Raw genomic sequence first — 21837 nt, 5'->3', positions numbered from 1 at the left:
CAAAGGGAAAGTAATCCAAAAGATATAAAAAACCGTCTGCGTAAATATTCACTGACATTAATTTCTAATGTCAGTTTTATTTTTTAGATCGAATAGGAAGCTATTCCCATATTTTACTTTTCACATTGTACAAAATAAAGTATTTTAGTAGTATGAAAATTTATACGAAAACAGGAGATAAAGGACAGACCGCTTTATACGGCGGTACAAGAGTTTCCAAAGCCAGTGCAAGAGTCGACAGCTACGGAAATATAGACGAGCTTAATTCATTCATTGGTATTTCTAAAAGTCATATTGAGGATGAAGAGGTTTTGAAGCAGTTGAAAAAAATTCAGTTTGATCTGTTTACAGTAGGTTCAGAAGCTGCTACACCCGTGGATAAATTAATGTTGGCCAACGGAAAATCACGTCTCCCATTGATTATTTCAGATACGGAAATCGAAGAACTGGAAAACTGGATGGATGCTTTTGAAGATAAACTGGAACCGCTTCAGTATTTTATTCTTCCCGGCGGTGGAAAATCGGCAACATTTTTACATGCGGCAAGAACCATCTGCAGAAGAGCGGAACGTTCTCTGGTATTCTTAAATGAATCTGAAGAAGTGCGTCCTGAACTGATCAAATACCTGAACAGACTTTCAGATTATCTTTTTGTTTTGGCAAGATACATTTCAAAAATCAATAACGAACCGGAAGAATATTGGAATCCGAATGAAAGATAAAGCATTACTTTTCATTAACGGAGATCATCCAGAAACTTTTCCAAATCCGGATCAATACGGCTTAATTGCCTGTACAGACGGCGCTTTTCATTATTTGAAGCAACTGGGTTTTCCTTTAGATAAACTGGATTTTATTTCCGGCGATTTTGATTCTCATTCAGGGTCGGATGAAAGCGTTTATCAGGACAAATTTATTTTAACGCTGGATCAGGATAAAACAGATTTTCATAAAGCTTTGGAAATTATTCTCGAAAAAGGGTTTACAGAAATTGATGTTTTTGGAGGAAGTGGCGGAGAACAGGATCATTTTTTAGGAAACCTGACGGTAGCTTATGCTTTTAAAGATAAAATGAATCTGAAATTTTATGATGAGTTTTCTGAATATTATTTTGTTCCGAAAAGTTTTAAACTGAAAGGAGTTGAAAATAAAATGATTTCATTGTATCCTTTTCCTTCCGTTGAAAATATAACGACAACAGGATTGAACTGGCCATTGAATAACGGAAGTTTAAACATTACTTCGAGAATCGGGACCAGGAATTTTGCCGTTGAAGATGAGGTTTCCATTCAGTATGAATCCGGAGATCTGTTGTTTTTTGTTGGAATTAATGAAATAGAATATCCCGGAATATATTGAAACAGTTTATACACATATCAGTTGTGCTCATCGCTTCATTTTGTGTTTTTTCCTGCAAGACACAGGATTTTACACAGCCGCAATACGGCAAAAATGAAACCGGAAACCGGATTGAAATCAAAAAAGTATACAATTTCAGGACGGTAGGAAATATTAAAAATTCAGAAGGAAGAACTTTAAAAGAAGGTAAATTCTACAGAAGCGGACATCTTCATAAGCTGAAGAAAAAATCGTTCAGAGAATTGGAAAGTCTGGGAATAAAAGAGGTCATTGATCTTAGAAATTCTAAAGAAATTGAAGCTAAGCCGGATAACCTTCCCACTGATATTATTTATAAAAAATATTCCGCTTTTGAAGATGAAGGAGATCAGCTGACCCAGGCGAAAAAGCTTGTTTTAAAAGGAAAAGTAAATGGTTCCGATGCAGATAAAAGAATGACTGATTTCTATCGAGAATATGTGACGGAAAACCCTGAAGTCATTAAAAAAATCATTACAGATATTCTGGAGTCCGACCAGCCGGTTCTCTATCACTGTACTGCAGGAAAGGACAGAACAGGAATTACAACAGCTTTGATCTTGACGATTTTAAAATTTGATAAAGAAACGATTGATAACGATTATATCCTGTCTAATAATTATCGTAAAAAATTAGTTCTCAAAAGACTGAATCTTGCTGATAATCTGCATTTTTTGTATCCTAAGATGGATGTGAAAGTTCTCGAAAAACTAAGCTGGGTAGAAACCGCTTACCTCGATGCGGCCTTTGATGAAATCAATAAGAAATATGGTTCAATTGATGCTTATATTCAACAGGTTCTGGGTATTTCGGAAAATAAGCGAGAAGAATATGTTAAGAAGTTCACTAATTAATAATCTGTAGGGAGTTTCGAACGGGGTCATTTTTAAATTTATAATAAATTTAACGCTTAAAAATCAAACTTTTTTAGCAATTTTGCATTTCGTAATTCACTTGTCAAGAAATGAAAATAAAGTACTCGGAACTTATTGATCAGACATTGTATTTTCCTACAGAGGAATTTAATGTTTCTGAGAACAATTTGTTATTTCACGATGTTCCTTTAATGGAAGTCGTTGAAAAATTTGGCACCCCGCTAAAAATTAGCTACCTGCCAAGAATTTCTCAAAATATCCAGAAGGCCAAGAGCTGGTTTAGGGAAGCTTTTGAGAAAGCCGAATATAAAAAGAATTATACCTACTGTTACTGTACAAAATCCAGTCATTTCAACTTTGTGCTTGAAGAAGCTCTTAAGAATGATATTTCTATCGAAACTTCTTCAGCGTACGACATGGATATTGTTAAATCTCTTTATGGGAAAGGTAAAGTAGATAAAAATATTGAGGTCATCTGTAATGGATTCAAGACCGATGATTATCTGGCGAAAATTTCCGAGATGATCAACAGTGGTTTTGAAAATATTACTCCGATCCTGGATAACTACCGTGAGCTGGATAAGCTTACAGAAAGTATTGATACTACATTCGATATCGGAATCAGAATCGCTTCAGAGGAAGAACCTAAATTCGAATTCTATACCTCAAGGTTAGGAATCGGATATAGAGATATCATTCCTTACTACAGCCAGAAGATCGCCGAACACCCGAATGCAAGACTGAAAATGCTTCACTTTTTCATTAATACCGGGATCAAAGACACGGCTTATTACTGGAACGAATTGTACAAATGTCTTCGTGTATATGCCCGTTTGAAGAAAATTGCTCCTGAAGTGGATTCACTGAACATCGGTGGAGGATTCCCGATCAAAACTTCTTTAAACTTCGAATACGACTATCAGTATATGGTGGAGGAAATCGTTTCTCAGATCAAAAAATTCTGTGAAGAGGAAGGGGTAGAAGAACCTAATATCTATACGGAATTCGGAAGCTTTACAGTGGGAGAAAGCGGTGCAAACCTTTACAAAATCATCTCTCAGAAACGTCAGAACGACAGAGAAAAGTGGAATATGATTGATTCTTCATTCATGACTACACTTCCTGATACATGGGCGATCTCCAGACACTTTATCATGCTTCCGTTGAACAGATGGGAAGATACCTATGAAAGAGTATTCCTGGGTGGATTGACTTGTGATTCTGATGATTATTATAACTCCGAACAACATACCAATGCTATCTATCTGCCGGTTTTCAGCGATACCAAACCTCTGTATATCGGATTCTTCCATACAGGAGCGTATCAGGAAACAATCGGAGGATATGGCGGTGTTCACCATTGTCTGATGCCTCAGCCGAGACACGTCCTGATCCAGAAAGATGAAAATGGTGATCTTCAATACGAGGTTTTCCGTGAAAAACAGGAACCGGAAGATATTTTGAAAATCTTAGGCTACAAATAAAACTATGGTCATTGCGAGGAACGAAGTGACGAAGCAATCTCATCTTCGGAATGATAAGATATAAAAGTAAAGCTCTCAAATTTTGAGAGCTTTTTTCATTTAAAAATATTTTGAAAGCTTATCCAGTTCCAGTTCTTCATAATCTGAAACCACGATATCGGCTAAAGTATAATCCTGATTTTTTGAATGGGGACTTCTGTAGGCTGCACAGAAAATTTCAGCTCTGCTTGCTGCAAGAATTCCGTTGGTAGAATCTTCAATCACCATACAGTTGGCTACAGGCTCGTCTGCCATTTCTGCTGCCAAAAGAAATACCTCCGGATGAGGTTTCGACTCTTTCAAAGCTGCACCGCTTATTTTTCCGCTGAAATACTGCTCAAGCCCGAACTTTTCAAAAACCATATTGATGGTGACCATCGTTGCTGAAGAAGCCAGGATAAGCTTAACGCCATTCTCATGATAATGCTTAATGAGTTCCTTTACTCCCGGAATCAGGTCAAATTCCTCATCATTATCGAAATAATCTTTGAAATACGCTCTTTTGATGGCAGAAAGACCTTCGTGGGTCTGAGGCAGACTGTATTTCCCGATGAGTGTTTCAAAGACTCTTTTCGTAGAAGCTCCGGTGAATGAGGTGTATAATTCTTCGGAAACAGTAATTTCTAGTTCGTCAAACGTTTTAAAATAAGCTTTTCTGTGAAGTGGTTCCGTATCTACAATAACCCCGTCCATATCGAAAAGAACAGCTTTTAAGGACATATTTTGTTTTTTACAAAAGTAGGGAATTGGTTTGAAAGGGGGAAGCTGGATGTCAGATTTCAGATACGGGATATAAGAATTGAGATTAAGGCTGAGATTGAGGTCGAGAAAGGTCAATGGTGAATTTTGCTTCGCAAGTGAAATGTGAATTGTGGAATCAGGATATCGGACTCCTGACATCAGAAAAGAATCCTACTAACTTAGCCACTAAGAACTAGCAACCAGCAACTGACAAACGGCTCCAAACTCGTTTACCCTCAAACCCTCTCTTACTCTCAAACTCAAATCCTGCACCCCGAAACTAATAACTCATAATTCATAACTCATAACTCAAACAGTATTTCGTATCTTTGCCCCGAATATTTCAATCTTTAAATCATTTAAATTTTTAAATAAAACATGAGAACATACGCAGGAATTCCTGAAGAAAATGCAACGTTAGAAAATTCTAAAGTAATGCTGGTAACCGTTCCTTACGATGGGACTTCAACATGGGGAAAAGGAGCTGATAAAGGCCCGGAATTATTCCTTGATGCTTCCGAAAATATGGAGCTTTATGATATTGAAACAGGAACTGAGCCTTTCCTTGACGGTGTATATCTGGCAGGAGAGATTTCTGAAAATTCAAGTCCTGAAGCCATGACAGAAGCGGTTTATCAAAAAACAAAAGAGCTTTTGAACAACGAAGGAAAAGTATTTACCCTTTTCGGTGGTGAGCACTCTGTGTCTATCGGTTCTATCCGTGCGGTAGGAGAGAAGTTTGAAAACCTTACGGTTCTTCAGCTGGATGCACACACAGACTTACGTCCAGAATTCCATGGTTCTACTTCTAACCATGCATGTGCAGTATTTGAAGCTAATCAGAAGCATAACTTAGTTCAGGTGGGAATCCGTTCTATGGATGCTGAAGAAGCTGAATATTTGCCGGAAGGAAGAGTGTTTTTTGCTCATGAAATTGCTGTAAATGACAACTGGATCAATGATGTTCTTGAAAAGGTTTCAGGAAATGTGTATATCACTATTGACCTTGATGCTTTCGATCCGTCTATTGCACCTTCTACAGGGACTCCGGAGCCGGGTGGACTTCAGTGGTATCCTACATTGGAATTATTGAGAAAAGTATTTGAAAAATGTAACGTAGTGGCATTTGATATTGTAGAATTAATGGATTCTCCGATGGCTAAGCCAACTGCTTTCTTAGCAGCTAAGTTATATTACAAAATGCTTGCTTACAACCATATTTATAACAACAACTAAAATTCCGCAAGAATCAGATTTTTTCTGCCGTATATTCTTTGGAAATTTGTGAGGTAAAACACTTATATTATGTCCGCACAAAGTCAGATCGATTATAACAGAATTGTTAAAGCGATATCATATATCCAAAGCAATTTCAGGCTTCAGCCAAGTTTGGAGGAAGTGGCAGAGAATATTCACTTGAGTCCGGCTCATTTTCAGAAAATATTCACGGATTGGGCAGGAACAAGTCCGAAGAAGTTTTTGCAGTTCATCAGTCTTGAACATGCTAAAAATTTACTGAAGGAAGAAAAAGCGACTTTATTTGATACCGCCTATGAGACGGGATTTTCCAGCACAAGCAGGCTTCATGACCTCTTTGTGAACATAGAAGGAATGTCTCCTGCGGAATATAAAAACGGCGGAAAAAGCCTGAAGATCAATTACAGTTTTTCCAAAAGTCCTTTTGGATCTGTAATGGCAGCATCTACTGAAAAAGGGATCTGCTACATGGCTTTTGAAGACGATAAAGAAACAGCATTGGGAAATCTGAAACATACATTTCCCAATGCTTCTTTTTCTGAAAAACAGGATGCTCTTCAGAAAAACGCACTGTCCATATTTGATAAAGACTGGACAAAACTCAATACGATAAAATTACATTTAAAAGGCACAGATTTTCAGCTTAAAGTCTGGGAAAGCCTTCTTTCTATCCCGATGGGAAAACTGTCTACTTACGGCAGTCTGGCCGGAAAGATCGGTAACCCGAATGCCTCAAGAGCAGTAGGAACCGCCATTGGCAGTAATCCTGTGGCATTTCTTATTCCATGTCACCGTGTAATTCAGTCTACGGGGAATATCGGAGGTTATAGGTGGGGAACCGAAAGAAAGCAGATGATGGTAGGCTGGGAAAGTTCGCATATGTACTCTGAAAATTCTATTGTACTGTAATATTTAAGTTTTGGCTAAAGCCGATTGAATGTTTTATTTATAAACAAACGGGCTAAAGCCCGCTCCCATTGATGTTAATACTCAAAATAGTACTGCCGAATAAAATTTTGGATTTTTCAAAAAACTTAAGTGCACTTTATTCAGCATTTTATTAATAATTTAAAAACTTAAGTGTAAAAAACTTTTGCGACTTTTGTGGTTTAAAAACAATGTGAAAGTCATCAATACGTCTTACATTTTTTCTAAAAATTCAAAATCATGAACAGCCTGTTTGAAGAAATATCAGAGTATCCCTTGAATATTCTTCCGAATGACGGAACGGTCCATTATTACGGAAAAGTCTTTGATAAAGAAAGATCAGATTTCTTTTATGATTATCTGCTCCATCAGATTCCGTGGGAAAATGATGAGGCGGTGATCTTTGGAAAACTGATTTTAACGAAAAGAAAAGTAGCCTGGTTTGGAGAAAAAGCCTTTGAATATACCTATTCAAAACGGACAAAATATGCCAAATTCTGGACCCCGGAATTACTTGAACTCAAGAGCAAATGTGAAGAAGTCTCTGGAGAAACATACAATTCCTGTCTACTCAATTTATATCATGACGGAAGTGAAGGAATGGCCTACCACAGCGATGGCGAAAAGGATCTCAAAAAGCATGGAGCGATTGCTTCCCTGACCTTCGGAGCAGAAAGAAAGTTTTTATTTAAACATAAAACCAGCAAAGAGAAAGTGGAAATATTACTGGAAAACGGAAGTTTACTGATCATGAAAGGAACCACACAGGAAAACTGGCTGCACAGACTTCCACCCACTACAAAAGTAAAAACACCACGGATGAATCTAACTTTCAGAACGATTGAGGAGTAAAAAACGTTGGCTGAGGCACTCAAGGCCACCATCGCCTATAAAAAAAATCCGGTCGCTGATTTCTTCTCGCAGCGACCGGATTTTACATTTTATCAACTGATAGCGGAAACTGAGATTTCCGAAGCCACCATCATTATTTTTTATTTCAATACTTCAGCTTCAATAGAGCTGTCATTATACACTTTGATAAAAGCTTTTGTATAATCTGCCTTCGTAGCAAAGTTCTGATTTCCTATAAATTTCTGAGGATTGATCGCAAATAGCGGCCACCATGTGCTGCTGATCTGAATCTGGATTCTGTGTCCTTTTTTGAACGTATGCATCACATCCTGCAGTCTGAAATTCACGGCTGTTTTCTGATTAGGAACCAATGCTTCCCCTTTTTCTCTTGAATTTCTGAATCTAGCCGGCATGATCTCACTTCTTACCATTTGGTGGTAATTAGGATAGATGACACCGTCTTTCTTTTCCTGAGGTTTGAAATCTTCAGGATAAACATCGATCAGTTTTACGGCAAAATCTGCATCGGTAGAAGTGGATGCGATATTCAGTTTAGCCATGATCTCTCCCGCAAAACTCATATCTTCCGTTAAAACATCGGTGGTAAATGTCAAGACATCCGGTCTTCCCACGGCAAATCTCTGGTCTTCCGACATATAGTTTTTAGGTGTAAATCCGTTGAAATCTTTCAGATTATCAGAACTTAAAACCGGATTGTTTGGGTCACTGTAATATTCTGAGAAACCTTGTCCTGCGCTATCCTTCAAGGTTCCGTCCGTTAGATAGAAATTAACCTTCTGGGCATTTTTTGGAGGATAAGATGCAAACTCTCTCCATTCTTTTGATCCCGTATCATACATCAGCGCTTCCGGAAGCCCGGCATCTTCTTTCGTATTTCCTTTTAGATAATGATTGAAAAATTTAGTTTCAATATTCTTCTGGTAATACGTGGCAATACTGTCCCCGAAATAGATCTGGTTATGGAAATGTTTCCCTTGTTCCTGTGCCCATGCACCGTGAGAGAAAGGTCCCATCACGATTGTGTTTTTAGCTTTAGGGCTTGTCTTTTCAATGGTTTTGTAAATATTCAGCGGTCCTGAAAGATCTTCTGCATCAAACCAGCCTCCAACGGTCATTACCGCGTGGTTTACATTTTTTAAATGGGGAAGGAGGTTTCTTTTCTGCCAGTATTCATCATAATTAGGGTGATTCATAATCTCGGTCATGAAGAAATTATCCTTGTAATATTTCTCATAACCATCCTTTAAAGTCCCCATATCTCTGTAAAACTTAAGACCGTCTTCTGAAGTCTGCTTTACGAAAGTATCCATATACCATGCCTTGTTTTCAGGCTTTGTCTTCTGAATTCCAAAAACAGGGAATGTTCTGAAATATCCCATCATGAATCTTCCGTTGTGAAGAAAGTCATCATTCCAGAAATCAGAAATAGGAGCCTGTGGAGATGAAGCTACCAAAGCAGGGTGTTGTGCCAGTATTCCTACGGCAGTATAGAATCCCGGGTAGGAAGTTCCGTACTGTCCGGCTTTACCATTGTTGTCCTTAACGTTTTTCAACAGCCATTCTATCGTGTCATAGGTATCTGTGCTTTCGTCTACATCTTTTTTGGTTTTGCGATCTACCTGAGGGGTCATATTGGTGAAAGTCCCTTCACTCATATACCTTCCGCGTACATCCTGAAATACAAAAATATATTTATCCTTCATCAGGAACTTGTTAGGTCCCAGTTTCGCTCTGTATTCATTTTCACCATAAGGAGCAATGCTGTAGCAGGTTCTCTGCATCAGGAAAGGATATTTGTTTTTGTTTGAAATATCTTTCGGAACGTATATCGCTGTGAAAAGCTTTACGCCGTCACGCATCGGAATGTAGAATTCCTTTTTGGTAAAATTATCTTTTACAAAAGTATCCTTCTGCTCGGTACTCTGCGCCCTTCCAAGGATGAAAAAGAAAATAAACAAAATTGAAATATGGATCTTCATAAATAAAATTTGCAGCTAATTTAAAAATAAAATAGCTCCGGTATACTACTTATGCTCAATCTTTCAGTGAAAATACACAAGAATGCAAAAAAATAAGCAGCTTGATTTTCCATCTGCGTGATCTGTGTGATCCGCAGGAGATTTTTACACTTGCCGATTTTATAGATGAGATGAATTTTCTTACTGCATTTTTTTTCCTGCAAATTTGTTCAGCTTCATGCTCAGTGAAAACATGATGTAGCGTTTCAGGATAAGATCTTCACGGTCTTCAATATAAGAATTGGAAATGGTTCTTCTGACACTCTGGTTTTGGTTTAAAACATCATAGATCTTCATCTTGGCTGTAAACTGCTTTTTATAGAATGAATAGCCCAAACTCGTATTCCAGAAATAAAAATCCTTTTTGAAACCGGGCGCAATATTGGAATTCGTATTGTATTCAAAATCATTTCCGAAAATCAGTCTGCTTTTAAACAGATAATTGGTGAGTTCCAGTTTCAGGGTCTGATTGGCTGTGTGCACATTATCAATGCTGTAATTGGTGTATTTTGAAAAATTATAGCCAAGTCGATAAGAAGGCTTTATGCTGAATTTGTCCTTAAGTTCATACATTACATTCAAACCGGGAGTGAGGTTGTACGATGCATTTGTGAAAAACTGACCATTAATAAAACCTTTATTATAACTATACTGCAAATTGAATCTCGGACTTATCGTCAGTTTATTGTCTTTCCATTTAAACGTTTTGTTGAATCCGGCGCCTAAACTCATATTCTTATTTCCACTTATGTTGTCATAGGTTACAAGCTGCTTTCCCGCATCATCATATCTTGAATAATTGACTACATCATTGTTTCTGTACGTGAAATTAAGACTCACGTAATAGTTCATATTTTTTACCAGATTGTAATTATTGAAAAACAGCGAAGAGTTGTTGCTCCATGTGTTTCTTAAATTAGGATTTCCGGTAGACGTCACCAAAGGATTTGAAGTGTCCTCATAAGGCGTAAGCTGTTCTGCGCCGGGAATGGTAAAGGCTGAATAATTGTAAAGGCTCAGCATTTTATTCTCGGAGAATTGATACCTGAAGCTGAAATTATAGGCTGGAAGCGCAAAATTTTTCTGAAGACTGTATTGCTGGCCATTGTACACAGAATTGACATTCATATCCGAAATATCAAGATTCATTGTTCCCCACAGGCTGAATTTCTTTTTATTCACTTCAAAAGACAGTTGAGGAGAAATTTGGTTGATCTTCTGTCTCAGGCTGTTGGATAAAGGCGAATTGTAGTCAGAATATTGTCCCGTGGCCGCATTGAAATCATTCACATCTCTGGAATTACTGGAAATATTTGAATTATAAGCTATTTCAAAACTGACCGAAGCAGAATCCGAAATGGGTTCCGTATATCCGGCACTGAAATTATACATACTATTCTGGTTCCTGCTTTTTGACAGCTGGTTTCTGTTGTCATTCTGTTCAGGTCCCTGATAAAATTGAGTCTGGGATTTATTAAGGTTATCCTGATTAGACTGTGAAATTGTACTGTTCATTTTAGCATTCAGGGCACGTCTTTCCTTTCTGAATTGTTTGGTATAATAAATATAAGGATTAAATGAATTGCTTTCAGATTCATTGCTGGTGTAAGAATCACTTCCGTTCAGCAGTCCGCTATTTCTCATGGTAGAAGATTTAGAACGGCTTATACTGGAACTGTGGCTGTTGTTAAATCTCGGTGAAATATAAATGGTGCTTAAAGAATCCAGGGTAATTTTTGCTGAAGCATCTGCATTGTTCTGGCGGGTTTCGCTCTCTCCATTGATCTCAGAATGGGTGGTAAGCGTATATTCCGGAAGAAGGGTTGTTCTGGATGATTTGGAAGCGGTTTCCGTCTCAGAATTGGAATGGCTCAGACTGAAATTGTCCAGATCCAGTTCTTTCCCGATTTTATCACTGTAATTGATTCCGACGGTCGTAGATCTCTGAATTCCTTTTCCTCTGCCTGATGAAGACATTCCGCCCTGCATTCCCGATGAATTCCTGCCTTCTCCCATACTGTCAAATACGTCATCATTGGAAAACCCCTGAGAATTGATATTATTGGATGAAGCGATAAGGCTGATTTTGGTGTCATTTTTAAAGTAACTCAGCAGGGCACTGCCTTCATAGCGCTTGTCTGAGCCGTATCCGAGCATTAATCTGGAGAGCAGTCCTTTATTTTTTTTCTCATCAATATTAAAATTGATGGTCGTATTGTTAGACTTGGGTTTCTTTCCGCTTAATTCTTCCTCTTTCGTCTTGGTAGTAGTAAATTGAATGTTTTTAATGATATCGGCCGGAAGATTCTGAAGCGCAATTTTTCCGTCTTTGTCAAAGAAAGGTTTTCCGTTGATCATGATCTGATCTACTTCCTTCCCGTTGACCTTTATCTTTTTGTCGTTGTCGATTTCTACACCCGGAATCTTTTTCAGAAGCTCCTCAATTTTACTGTCCGGACTTACTTTGATCGAGGAAGCATTAAATTCTATCGTGTCTTTTTTGATTTTGACAGGAGATACTGTGATCTTAATTTCGTCAATATTCTGAACATTATTTTTTCCAAGTTCAATGTCTTCCAAAGTAAGAGACTGACTGATTTTTTCTAACTTTTTGGAATAGGGCGAAAGCTTTTCAGCGTTGATTCTTAAAATGGAAGGCTCGTTCAAAGCATCGGTTTTCAGAGAAAATTTACCTTCTTTGTTCGTCGCGGTATAATTGATGATGGATGAATCTTTTTCTTTAAGAAGATAAATGGTGGCGTTTTCCACTGCTTTTTGATCAGAATCAGACACCTTTCCGTTAATGTACAAATTTTGCCCGTACAGGACCATACTATTGAATGCCAATACCAGCAGCCATAAGATTTTCTTCATTCAGTGCTTTCTTTGAAGGCGTAAAAATATAAAAAAACATCCCCGATTGGGGATGTCTGTATTGATTTTTTTCAAAAAATTAATTTCCGAAAAATTATGCTCTTAAATATCTTGAATAAGCATAGCCTTCCTGACCGTCGTCAGTCTTTACTTTCCACCAGTCATCAGAAGTCTGCTCAATTAAAGTTACAGAAGAACCTTTAGCAGCTTTTCCTACTACAGCAGCTTCCGTAGAAGGCTCCTGTCTGATGTTAAGGTTAGAATCTTCTGTAGCTACCGTTAAAGCAGCACCTGAAGTTAATCCTGCAACCTGTACGTCAATATTGATGTCTGATGCTGAATACGTAGAGTCGATAGTTCCCAAAGCATTCCATACTGCGTCTTTTGCAGCGGTGTTGGAAGCGCTTCCTGAAACATAAAGGATACCATCCTGCTCCTGAACCTGAAGATTAGAAATTCCTGCAGACTGAGCTGCTGAAACTACACTTGAATATTTATCTTGTAATGTACTCATCTTAAAATTATTTTACCACTAGGTTATTGTTATACTTTCCGATTTTCAAAGCATCTACAGATTCTTTGATTTTTCTAGCCTGAAGACCAGAAACGTTTCCTGTAAGCGTAAGCTGTCCGTTCACAACCTCAACTTTTACAGAAGGGAAATCTTTAACCGCATCCTGAACTTTTTTCTGAACTGCAGGATCTACAGCAGAAGCTGTTTCTACCGGTGCTACAGCAACTGGTGCTGCTACAGTAGACATATCCATTACTTCTTTTACTCCGTTGATAGCTTTTAATTTAGTGATCATAGCATCCTTAGACTGCTGGTCAGCGAAAGTTCCGCTTAAGTGAGCCACTCCTTCTTTTACTTCTACGGAAGCATTGGGATTAGAAGTTACGACAGTTGTAGCCTGAGTCTGAAGATCGGCATCAGAAATCTTCTTTTTACAAGAAACCGCTCCGAAAGATACAGCTACAGCTAAGGCAGCCATTGCGATAGTTTTTTTCATATTGTATATTTATTAATGTTGTTAATACAATCAAATGTAATAATAAAATTTGTACCAAAAGAATAAAAACTCAATAAATGTTTCTTAAATTTTTTGCAATATTTTCGGAATCAGCGATTTAATTTTAATGTATTATAATCTTAATCTAAACTTAACCCGGATTCATACAAAATCTTGTACCAATTGAAAAACTATTATATTTGTGGGAATTGAACTATATATATGAAAGGACAAAATAAACTTTTTATAGCCATTATCGTTGCGCTTATCCTGGGAGTAGGAATTGGAGGTGTTGTACACATTAAGTATCCTGAAAGTGCGGAACCCTTTTCCAAAAATATCAAACTGCTCGGAACTGTTTTTATCAGACTGGTACAAATGATCATCGCGCCGCTGGTTTTTACTACGCTTGTCGTGGGAATCGCCAAAATGAGTGATATCAAAATGATCGGAAGGGTAGGAACAAAAGCCATGTTATGGTTTATCTCCGCTTCACTGGTTTCTCTCTTTATAGGACTGATGCTTGTCAATTGGCTGGAGCCCGGGCATGTGACCAAACTGCCTATCCAGGATGCCGCTGCTGCAGAAGATCTTCTGAAAAGCAGTAAAGGTTTTTCTCTGGAAGACTTTGTAAAACACATGATCCCTAAAAGTTTATTTGAAGCTTTTGCCACCAATGAGGTACTTCAGATTGTGGTTTTTTCCATTATGTTTGGAGTAGCTCTTGCTAATTTAGGCGAGGAGTATTCAAAGCCGGTGGTTAAATTATTTGACATCATTGCCCATGCTATACTTAAAATGGTGGGATACATCATGTGGTTCGCTCCGTTTGGAGTTTTAGGATCTATTGCTGCAGTAGTAGCTATGAATGGGTTTGAAATATTTAAAGTCTATGCTGTTTATCTGAGAGACTTCTTCTTTGCTTTAGCCGTTCTTTGGCTTGTGCTTCTTTTGGTAGGTTACCTGATCTTAGGAAACCGTCTTTTCGAATTGCTGAGAAGAATTAAAGCACCCTTACTGATCGCGTTCTCTACCACAAGTTCAGAAGCTGTTTTCCCTAAACTGGTGGAAGAGCTTGAAAAATTCGGTTGTAATAACAGGGTGGTTTCTTTTATCCTGCCTTTAGGATATTCATTTAACCTGGACGGAAGTATGATGTATATGACGTTTGCTTCTATTTTTATTGCCCAGATCTACGGTATTGAAATGGAAATAGGCCAGCAGATTACGATGCTTCTTGTACTGATGCTTACCTCAAAAGGTATTGCAGGAGTTCCGAGAGCTTCACTGGTAATCATTGTGGCAACCTGTTCTATGTTTGGAATTCCTCCGGAAGGTATTGCACTGATCCTGCCGATTGACCATTTCTGTGATATGGGAAGAAGTATGACGAATGTATTAGGAAATGCACTGGCTACTTCTGCGGTTTCCAAATGGGAAGGGCAGCTTGAAAATACGCCTCAGGAAGTTTAAGAGCTATGACACAGGAGTTTTTGCAGCGTCATAAAGAAAATGTTCTTGAAAAAGGCTTCACGGTCATTCATTCTGTTTTTTCTGATGAGGAAATTGAAAAGATCGCCGAAGTCATTCAAAACGCAGACACTTCAAAAGAGAACTTCAGAAAGTCTGATGATCTGTTTGCGGTAAGACAGTTTTTAAAAGAAGTTCCGGAAGTTAAAGATCTGGTGTTCAATGAGGCTGTTAAAACCATTGTCAGAGAGCTTTTCGGAGAAAGATATTTTGCGGTGAAAAGCATTTATTTTGATAAGCCTGAAACTTCAAACTGGTATGTCGCCTATCATCAGGATCTGACGATTTCAGTCGATAAAAAACTGGAAATGCAGGGTTTCGGACCATGGACGACCAAGAAAAATCAGTTTGCCGTACAGCCACCTCTGCCTATCCTGGAAAATATCTGTACCATTAGAATTCATCTGGATGATACGGACGAAAATAACGGAGCATTAAAAGTGGTTCCGGGATCGCATGCCAAAGGAATCTACAGACCTGAAACCATCGATTGGAACACGGAAACTGAAGAAATCTGCAACGTGGAAAAAGGAGGGATTATGATTATGAAGCCTTTAACACTTCACGGTTCAAATAGAACAACAGACGGAAGAAGGAGAAGGGTAATCCATATAGAATTTTCTGATATGGAACTGCCTGAAGAACTCAAGTGGTCTGAGAGGATGAATTAATAATAAAAACAAAGCCCTTCGAAAAACTCGAAGGGCTTTGTTTTTATTATTACCAGTAATTGGAAATGATATTTTTATATTGGGTTTTTGAATTTTCTTTGTGATAAAAAAGTAAGATGAGAAATTCTTTTCTATCTGAGCTATTTGAAAACATTGGTCTGTCAACAATCATTTTTCTTTTTATAACATCCTCAATTATCTTGTCCTGACTGCCAAAACCAGTAATTGTGACAATTTCTTCAATTTTAGACGATTCATTGATCTTTACTCTGTAAATGGAAAAGGAGTGTTTCGGCTGAAAATCTACGATTTTTGATAAATCTGTTTGACCATCATCGCTTGTTTCATATTCACAAAAGGTAAATGTAAGACCTGTAAATTTGTATCTATTTTGATCTAAATAAGAAAAAGTTTTCTTTAAAGTTTCGAGCTGTGAATTCTCATCTTTTGAAGACATAGCACTTAAATTAGATTTTGGAGTGCAGGAAGAAATAGTGTAGCCGTTGCCACCTGACCGACTTAATAAAATCAAATATCTTTCGTTGGGCTGTATATCTATTTCACAGGCACCAGAGGATGAATTCCCGATTAATCCTCTTACAGTTAATGTTTTAAATTTTGTTCCCTTGTATAATTTTTCAAACTCAACATCTGCTTTATATGTTCTTTGTTCAATATTTTCATCATAAACTTTTATAATTTTGATAACACCTACAACATTAGCATTTAAATACTCCTGCGGTAAAGGATCTCTTACACATTTACAGGCTGATACTTTTATGAAACTTGAGAGAACGAAGAATAGTAATAATAGTTTTTTCATTTATAAGAAGATTTTTATTTCACAGAAATCTCGTCAATAAAAATATAGGCCTCACCACCGGCGCCCTGATGCCATTCCGGAAGTTTGCCATAGTAATAGGCTTTTACCTTGATGTAGCGGGCTTCAGTCGGAAGAATTTCTGTTCCGAAATCCTGAACCTGTACTTTTTCATCCTTAGCGTCAATGGTGTTGTCAATGCTTTTTAGAAGTATAAAATCTTTCCCGTTCATCGATGCGTAGTATTCCACTTTTTTAGGCATTAAAATCCACGCTCTGCTGTCCTGAAGATAGGTAGAGGATAATTTCGTGATCTCCTGAGGTGATTTTAAATCAATTACCGCTTCAAAATCCTGTCCCTGATAGCCGTGCCATTCACCTTTTCTCCAGTTTATATCACCCTTAATCCCATCGATAAGCGCCAGTTTTCCATTGGCGGTATATTGCGGATTTGCTTTTGAATGGATGGTAATGTCCCAATAATTTGGCCTTCTGTTAAAATTAGCAACCGTCACAGAACTCTTTTCGCCATTTCTTTCTGAATAGGCATGCACCTGAGTCGTTTTACTGATGGTAAATGGTCCTTTATATGCTGAGAAGGTCTTTCTCACATTGGCATCATCTGAATTCATGGTCATATAATAGACCTTATCACCCGTATTCAGCGGGGTGATCTGTACTTTTGCGGAGAAATCAAAGATCCTGTCTGATGCAATAACCGGTGAGGCAGTCAGCTGTGTATATTTGAAATCTTTTGCCGGTTGGATGTTTTCAAAACCTAATTTTTGAAGCTCAGATTTGCTGGTGTTTTTTGTAATGACTTTTGTAGTGCCGTCTTCCAGATGGATTTTAGCCTCATCAAAATAAGGCGTCGTTGTCTGCCACTCCGGAAGTCCGGGAGTCACGGAATAAATTCCCATCGAGCTTAGAATGTACCACGCACTCATCTGTCCGCAGTCTTCATTTCCAATGAGCCCGTCCGGTGTATTTTTATAGAAGTTATCAAGAATATATTTGATTTTGGCGTCTGTCTTTTCCGGCTTTCCTACATAATTGTACAGATAGGCGATGTGATGGCTCGGTTCATTTCCCTGGGCATATTGTCCCATAAGACCCGTAATATCTGCCTGCTCTCTGCCCGTTGTTTTATCCGGTGCTGCGAAAATAGCATCAATAAATTGTTCAAATTTTTCTTTACCACCATGAGCTGCGATCAGGCCTGGAATATCCTGCTGTACAGAATAGGAATATTGCCATGAATTTCCTTCCGTATAATTATTGTTCACTTCTCTTGCATCAAAAGGTTCATACCAGTTTCCGTTCTTTCTTGGCTGCATAAAGCCGCTGTTCTGGTTATAAAGGTTTTTCCAGTTCTGGGAACGCTTCATAAAATACTGATAATCTTCTTTTTTGCCTAAAATTTTAGCCATTTGAGCGATACACCAGTCATCGTAGGCATATTCTACCGTTTTGGAAACACTTTCATGTTCATCATCAATGCTGATGTAATTGTTCTGTTTGTAAGCATTTAAACCGAAGATATCCAACATGGCAGAGTTTTTAGAGGCTTGGAATGCTTTTTCATAATCAAATCCTTTAATTCCTTTCGCCATCGCATCTGCTATTACGGAAACAGAGTGGTAGCCGATCATACATTCCGTTTCATTGGAAGCCAGTTCCCACACCGGAAGTTTTCCGCCCTGTTCATACTGTTTAATAAAAGTATTGATGAAATCTGCTGTTCTTTTTCTGTTGATCAGAGTCATCAGCGGATGAGCAGCTCTGAAAGTATCCCAAAGCGAGAATACGGAGTAATAGTCAAATCCTTTTGTGGTATAAAGCTTATTATCGCGGCCTCTGTATCTTCCGTCCACATCCATATTGATGTTCGGTTGGGTGAAAACATGGTATAACGCGGTATAAAAGACAGAAAGTTTATCCTTATCATCAGATTTAACTTCAATTTTTGAAAGTTCTTTGTTCCAATCGGTTTCGGCCTGTTTTCTTACCGCTTCAAAATCATTGGATTTTCCTTCTGCCAGCATGTTTTTCTCCGTTCCTTCATAACCTGTCGGGGAAATAGCGACTTTTACAAGAATTTTCTCACCTTTTTTAACTTGATTGGAAAAAGCAATTTTTACTTTAGTTCCATAATAAAAGTTGTTTTTTTGTATAGTACCTTTTGGCACTATGGCATGTTCTTCATATGCGTTTGTTTCAAACATGGGTTTTGAAAACTCAATCCTGGCGTAGATCTGTTGATTGGTAGCCCATGCTTCGCTTCTCCTGAAAACTTCAATGGTTTTATCATCAATGATTTTTACCTCACCTTCCAGTAATTTGTCCCTGTGGTTGAGGTCAAGAATGATATTGGCTGTTCCTGACTTGTTAAAAGTATATTCGTGATAGCCGACTCTTTGGGTGGTGGTCAGACGGACATCGATATTGTTTTTGTCCAGTTTAACAGAATAAAATCCGGCCGAAGCTTTTTCATTTTTATGCGAGAATTTGGATGAATAGTCTTTAGAATTTAAGCTTGCATTACCCATCGTAGGCATCAGCATGATATCTCCGTAATCCGAAACCCCGGTTCCGTTGAGATGCGTATGTGAAAAACCGTAAATCACAGAATCCGAATAGTGATATCCGCTGCATCCGTCCCAGCTTCCGTCTATCCTCGTGTCCGGTGAAAGCTGTACCATTCCGAACGGAACAATAGCTCCCGGAAAGGTGTGACCGTGGCCTCCGGTTCCTATAAAAGGGTTGACATACTGAGAATAATTCTGGGAATATAGGATCTGGGCAATGCATAAAGAGAAAACGGCCAGTCTGTTTTTCATATCATCAATTTATGTCCACGAATATATTGAAAAAACAGCAGAACGGAATGTAATAAAAGAAAGTCAGGAATTGTCTTATTAAAAACTATTACTACAAAATACATGAAGAAAACATTAATTTCTGTGGTGCTGCTTCTGCCGGTTCTTGCTTTTTCGCAGCGCATCACAGGAAAAATAACACAGACAGGAAATTCAGTTTCATACACAGAAATTGTTGCAGTAAAAGGCCAGACCAGACAAACGGCTATTTCAGATGAAAAAGGAAATTATTCTTTAAAACTTCCGGATAACGGAAATTATAATATCAAACTGATCCAGGACGGAGCAGAAGTATCTTCAGCAGAAATTACCATAAACGGAGAGACCAAGCATGATTTTTTCCTTGAGAAAAAACAGGAAAAACAAATTGAAGGCGTCACACTTACCGCCCGGAAAAAATTAATTGAAAGAAAGGCTGACCGTCTCATCTTTAATGTATCCAATTCTGTGGCTTCACAGGGAATGGATGGAGCAGAAGCATTATCAACGACACCATTGCTTAAAGTGGATGAGAATGCAGGAATTTCAATCGTTGGAAAAAGCGGAGTCGCTGTGATGATTAATGACAGAATGCTAAATCTTTCAGGAAGTGAGCTGGTAACGTATCTAAAAAGTTTAAGATCCGAGAATATAGAAAAGATCGAGGTAATCACGACTCCTCCGGCAAAATATGAAGCGCAGGGAAATAGCGGGCTCATCAATATCGTTTTAAAGAAAAATCAAAACTTGGGTTGGAGCGGAAGTCTCACAACAAGTCTTCAGCAACAGACTTACACCGGGTTTTCAAATAATGCAACAGTCAATTATCAAAATGAAAAACTAAGATCTTCACTGAAATTAAGGCATTACGATTATCAAAAACGGTCCTATGAAAACTATACCATTGATGGTGCAGACGGGCTAAAAAGTTCGGATGAAAGAAGGGATTTCGGAAATGGAATTGGGGCTAATTTAAGTGTTGATTATCGGATTAATGCCAAATCCAATGTAGGATTTATTTACGATTACGGTTTTGGGCATTCCAATATGGATGTTCAGAATACGTCGAGATATTTCCAGAACGGAATGTATACGAATACGCTGTCTACTTATGCGGAACACCGCGCCAATAGCCTTCAGCAGATGATAAGCGGATATTACGATCTTAAGTTTGGAAAGCAGGGTCATAAACTGAGCATTACCGGAAATTATTTTTCCAATATCCCGGAAAGTCTGATTGATTTTACTACTACAGAAAGTTCGGGTGACGATTTTGTAGTGAGAACACCTTCTACTGTTGATTATAAAATTTACTCAGGACAGGCTGATCTTACCCTGCCATACCAATTTGCAAAGATGGAAACCGGAGTCAAGTTCACCAATTTTGATAACAATTCAGATATTTCTTATCAGAATCTGACGAATGGAAATTTTATCACAGATCCTTTAAAAAGCAATGTATTTGAGTACAATGAAAAAAACTACGCGGCGTATGTCAGCTTTGAAAAAGAGTTCAATGAAAAATGGTCAGCAAAAGCAGGATTGCGCTATGAATATTCCACAGTGAACGGAAATTCCTTAACCTCAGGGCAGCAGACAGAAAACTCCTACGGAAAATTCTTTCCTACGGCTTATATCAGCTATAAAAGCGATGAAAACAATACTTTCAATTTAAATTACTCTAAAAGGATCAACAGACCGGGATTCCGCGCGATCAATCCTTACCGTTGGTACATCAATGTGAATTCTTACTTTACCGGAAATCCATTGCTGACACCTTCTATCAACCATAATTTTGAAATTTCACATGTTTATAAAGGGAAACTGTCCACATCTGCGTATTTCCAGAGAACGGTAGAAGCATTTGGGCAGCTGGCCAATCTGCAGGGCGAAAACAGGATCAGTACGTTTGCAAATTATTACAACCAGAACAGTATGGGAATCACGGTCAATTATTCTGATACCTTCTTTAAATTCTGGGAAGCCAATTATTCTACGGACGTTTCTTATATGGAAACGAAAGTTTTTGCTACTGATGCCGCCTCCAGAAAAGGAAACAGTTATAATTTTGATTTTCAGAACAATCTTTCGCTTAATAAAAGTAAAACTGTGCAGCTGATCTTCAATTACTGGTTCAGACTGCCATCCAATTCTGGGAATTCCTATATGAATTACGCAGGACTTGTTACTGCAGGGCTTAAATTGAGCCTTATGGAGAAGACTCTGCAGATGAATCTATTGGTCTCGGATATCTTTAAACAAGGGAGAAGCCGTGGAGAAATCTATTATACAACAGGGACCCACTATTACAATAATTATTACGATGCCAGAAGGCTTACTTTATCAGCGACGTATACATTTGGGAATAAAAAGGTGAAGGGGGCGGACCGTAGTGTAAAGTTTGATGAGAAAAACAGGGCGAATTAAATGATAAACGAAGCTAACTTAAGTGTAAAAAACTTTTGCGCCTTTTTTGGTAAAAA

17 protein-coding genes are annotated in these 21837 nt (G+C 38.1%); 10 read left to right on the top strand and 7 right to left on the bottom strand.

Annotation, left to right across the window (positions count from 1 at the left end; all coding sequences use genetic code 11):
• Positions 1 to 152: 152 nt before the first annotated feature.
• From LC419_RS03675 to LC419_RS03660, 4 genes are all read left to right on the top strand, one after another.
• On the top strand, positions 153 to 722 hold the full coding sequence (locus LC419_RS03675; protein ID WP_034731935.1) for a cob(I)yrinic acid a,c-diamide adenosyltransferase: 570 nt from the start codon (positions 153 to 155) through the stop codon (positions 720 to 722).
• Positions 712 to 1359, top strand: coding sequence for a thiamine diphosphokinase (locus LC419_RS03670; RefSeq protein ID WP_223606074.1), 648 nt, complete (start codon positions 712 to 714; stop codon positions 1357 to 1359). The genes LC419_RS03675 and LC419_RS03670 overlap by 11 nt, the downstream gene beginning before the upstream one ends.
• Positions 1356 to 2231, top strand: coding sequence for a tyrosine-protein phosphatase (locus tag LC419_RS03665; RefSeq protein ID WP_223606073.1), 876 nt, complete (start codon positions 1356 to 1358; stop codon positions 2229 to 2231). The genes LC419_RS03670 and LC419_RS03665 overlap by 4 nt, the downstream gene beginning before the upstream one ends.
• A 110-nt stretch (positions 2232 to 2341) precedes the next feature.
• Positions 2342 to 3736, top strand: a complete 1395-nt coding sequence (locus LC419_RS03660; RefSeq protein ID WP_223606072.1) for an arginine decarboxylase — start codon at positions 2342 to 2344, stop codon at positions 3734 to 3736.
• Between the two features lie 99 nt (positions 3737 to 3835).
• On the opposite strand, the gene LC419_RS03655 is transcribed toward LC419_RS03660, so the two are convergent.
• A complete protein-coding gene (locus LC419_RS03655) occupies positions 3836 to 4495 on the bottom strand; it encodes an HAD family phosphatase (protein ID WP_223606071.1) in 660 nt (219 codons plus the stop codon).
• Between the two features lie 399 nt (positions 4496 to 4894).
• On the opposite strand from LC419_RS03655, the gene speB reads away from it, so the two are divergent.
• From speB to LC419_RS03640, 3 genes are all read left to right on the top strand, one after another.
• Complete coding sequence (gene speB, locus LC419_RS03650; protein ID WP_034731916.1) at positions 4895 to 5752, top strand: agmatinase; 858 nt, start codon at positions 4895 to 4897, stop codon at positions 5750 to 5752.
• A gap of 69 nt (positions 5753 to 5821) precedes the next feature.
• A complete protein-coding gene (locus tag LC419_RS03645) occupies positions 5822 to 6682 on the top strand; it encodes a methylated-DNA--[protein]-cysteine S-methyltransferase (protein WP_223606070.1) in 861 nt (286 codons plus the stop codon).
• Positions 6683 to 6940: 258 nt separating this feature from the next.
• Positions 6941 to 7552: an alpha-ketoglutarate-dependent dioxygenase AlkB gene (locus LC419_RS03640; protein ID WP_223606069.1), complete on the top strand. Its 612-nt coding sequence runs from the start codon at positions 6941 to 6943 to the stop codon at positions 7550 to 7552.
• 140 nt (positions 7553 to 7692) lie between these two features.
• On the opposite strand, the gene LC419_RS03635 is transcribed toward LC419_RS03640, so the two are convergent.
• The 4 genes from LC419_RS03635 to LC419_RS03620 all read right to left on the bottom strand — a co-directional run bounded on the left by LC419_RS03635 (position 7693) and on the right by LC419_RS03620 (position 13475).
• Positions 7693 to 9552 carry a CocE/NonD family hydrolase gene (locus tag LC419_RS03635; protein ID WP_223606068.1) on the bottom strand — a complete coding sequence of 620 codons (1860 nt, stop codon included), beginning with the start codon at positions 9550 to 9552 and terminating at the stop codon, positions 7693 to 7695.
• Positions 9553 to 9732: 180 nt separating this feature from the next.
• Entirely contained in the window at positions 9733 to 12465 is a 2733-nt protein-coding gene (locus LC419_RS03630) for an outer membrane beta-barrel protein (RefSeq protein ID WP_223606067.1), read from the bottom strand.
• A gap of 94 nt (positions 12466 to 12559) precedes the next feature.
• Complete coding sequence (locus LC419_RS03625) at positions 12560 to 12979, bottom strand: SH3 domain-containing protein (protein WP_034731900.1); 420 nt, start codon at positions 12977 to 12979, stop codon at positions 12560 to 12562.
• 7 nt (positions 12980 to 12986) lie between these two features.
• On the bottom strand, positions 12987 to 13475 hold the full coding sequence (locus LC419_RS03620) for a BON domain-containing protein (protein WP_223606066.1): 489 nt from the start codon (positions 13473 to 13475) through the stop codon (positions 12987 to 12989).
• A gap of 222 nt (positions 13476 to 13697) precedes the next feature.
• Here LC419_RS03620 and LC419_RS03615 point away from each other — a divergent pair, with 222 nt between their 5' ends.
• Positions 13698 to 14948 (top strand): dicarboxylate/amino acid:cation symporter, encoded by a 1251-nt coding sequence (locus LC419_RS03615; protein ID WP_223606065.1) that lies wholly within the window; start codon positions 13698 to 13700, stop codon positions 14946 to 14948.
• Between the two features lie 5 nt (positions 14949 to 14953).
• Positions 14954 to 15676: a phytanoyl-CoA dioxygenase family protein gene (locus LC419_RS03610; protein WP_223606064.1), complete on the top strand. Its 723-nt coding sequence runs from the start codon at positions 14954 to 14956 to the stop codon at positions 15674 to 15676.
• 49 nt (positions 15677 to 15725) lie between these two features.
• Here the strand turns inward: LC419_RS03610 and LC419_RS03605 are convergent, their stop codons facing one another.
• Together LC419_RS03605 and LC419_RS03600 are read right to left on the bottom strand one after the other, a co-directional pair.
• On the bottom strand, positions 15726 to 16499 hold the full coding sequence (locus tag LC419_RS03605; protein ID WP_223606063.1) for a hypothetical protein: 774 nt from the start codon (positions 16497 to 16499) through the stop codon (positions 15726 to 15728).
• Between the two features lie 14 nt (positions 16500 to 16513).
• Positions 16514 to 19336: a GH92 family glycosyl hydrolase gene (locus tag LC419_RS03600; RefSeq protein WP_223606062.1), complete on the bottom strand. Its 2823-nt coding sequence runs from the start codon at positions 19334 to 19336 to the stop codon at positions 16514 to 16516.
• A gap of 102 nt (positions 19337 to 19438) precedes the next feature.
• Here LC419_RS03600 and LC419_RS03595 point away from each other — a divergent pair, with 102 nt between their 5' ends.
• Positions 19439 to 21781: a TonB-dependent receptor family protein gene (locus LC419_RS03595; RefSeq protein WP_223606061.1), complete on the top strand. Its 2343-nt coding sequence runs from the start codon at positions 19439 to 19441 to the stop codon at positions 21779 to 21781.
• Positions 21782 to 21837: the final 56 nt, after the last annotated feature.

Origin of the sequence: Chryseobacterium sp. OSA05B (assembly GCF_019970065.1) — a bacterium.
Taxonomy (GTDB): Bacteria; Bacteroidota; Bacteroidia; order Flavobacteriales; family Weeksellaceae; genus Chryseobacterium.
Note: the sequence above shows the minus strand (reverse complement) of the source record. Positions and strands in the feature narration are given on the sequence as shown.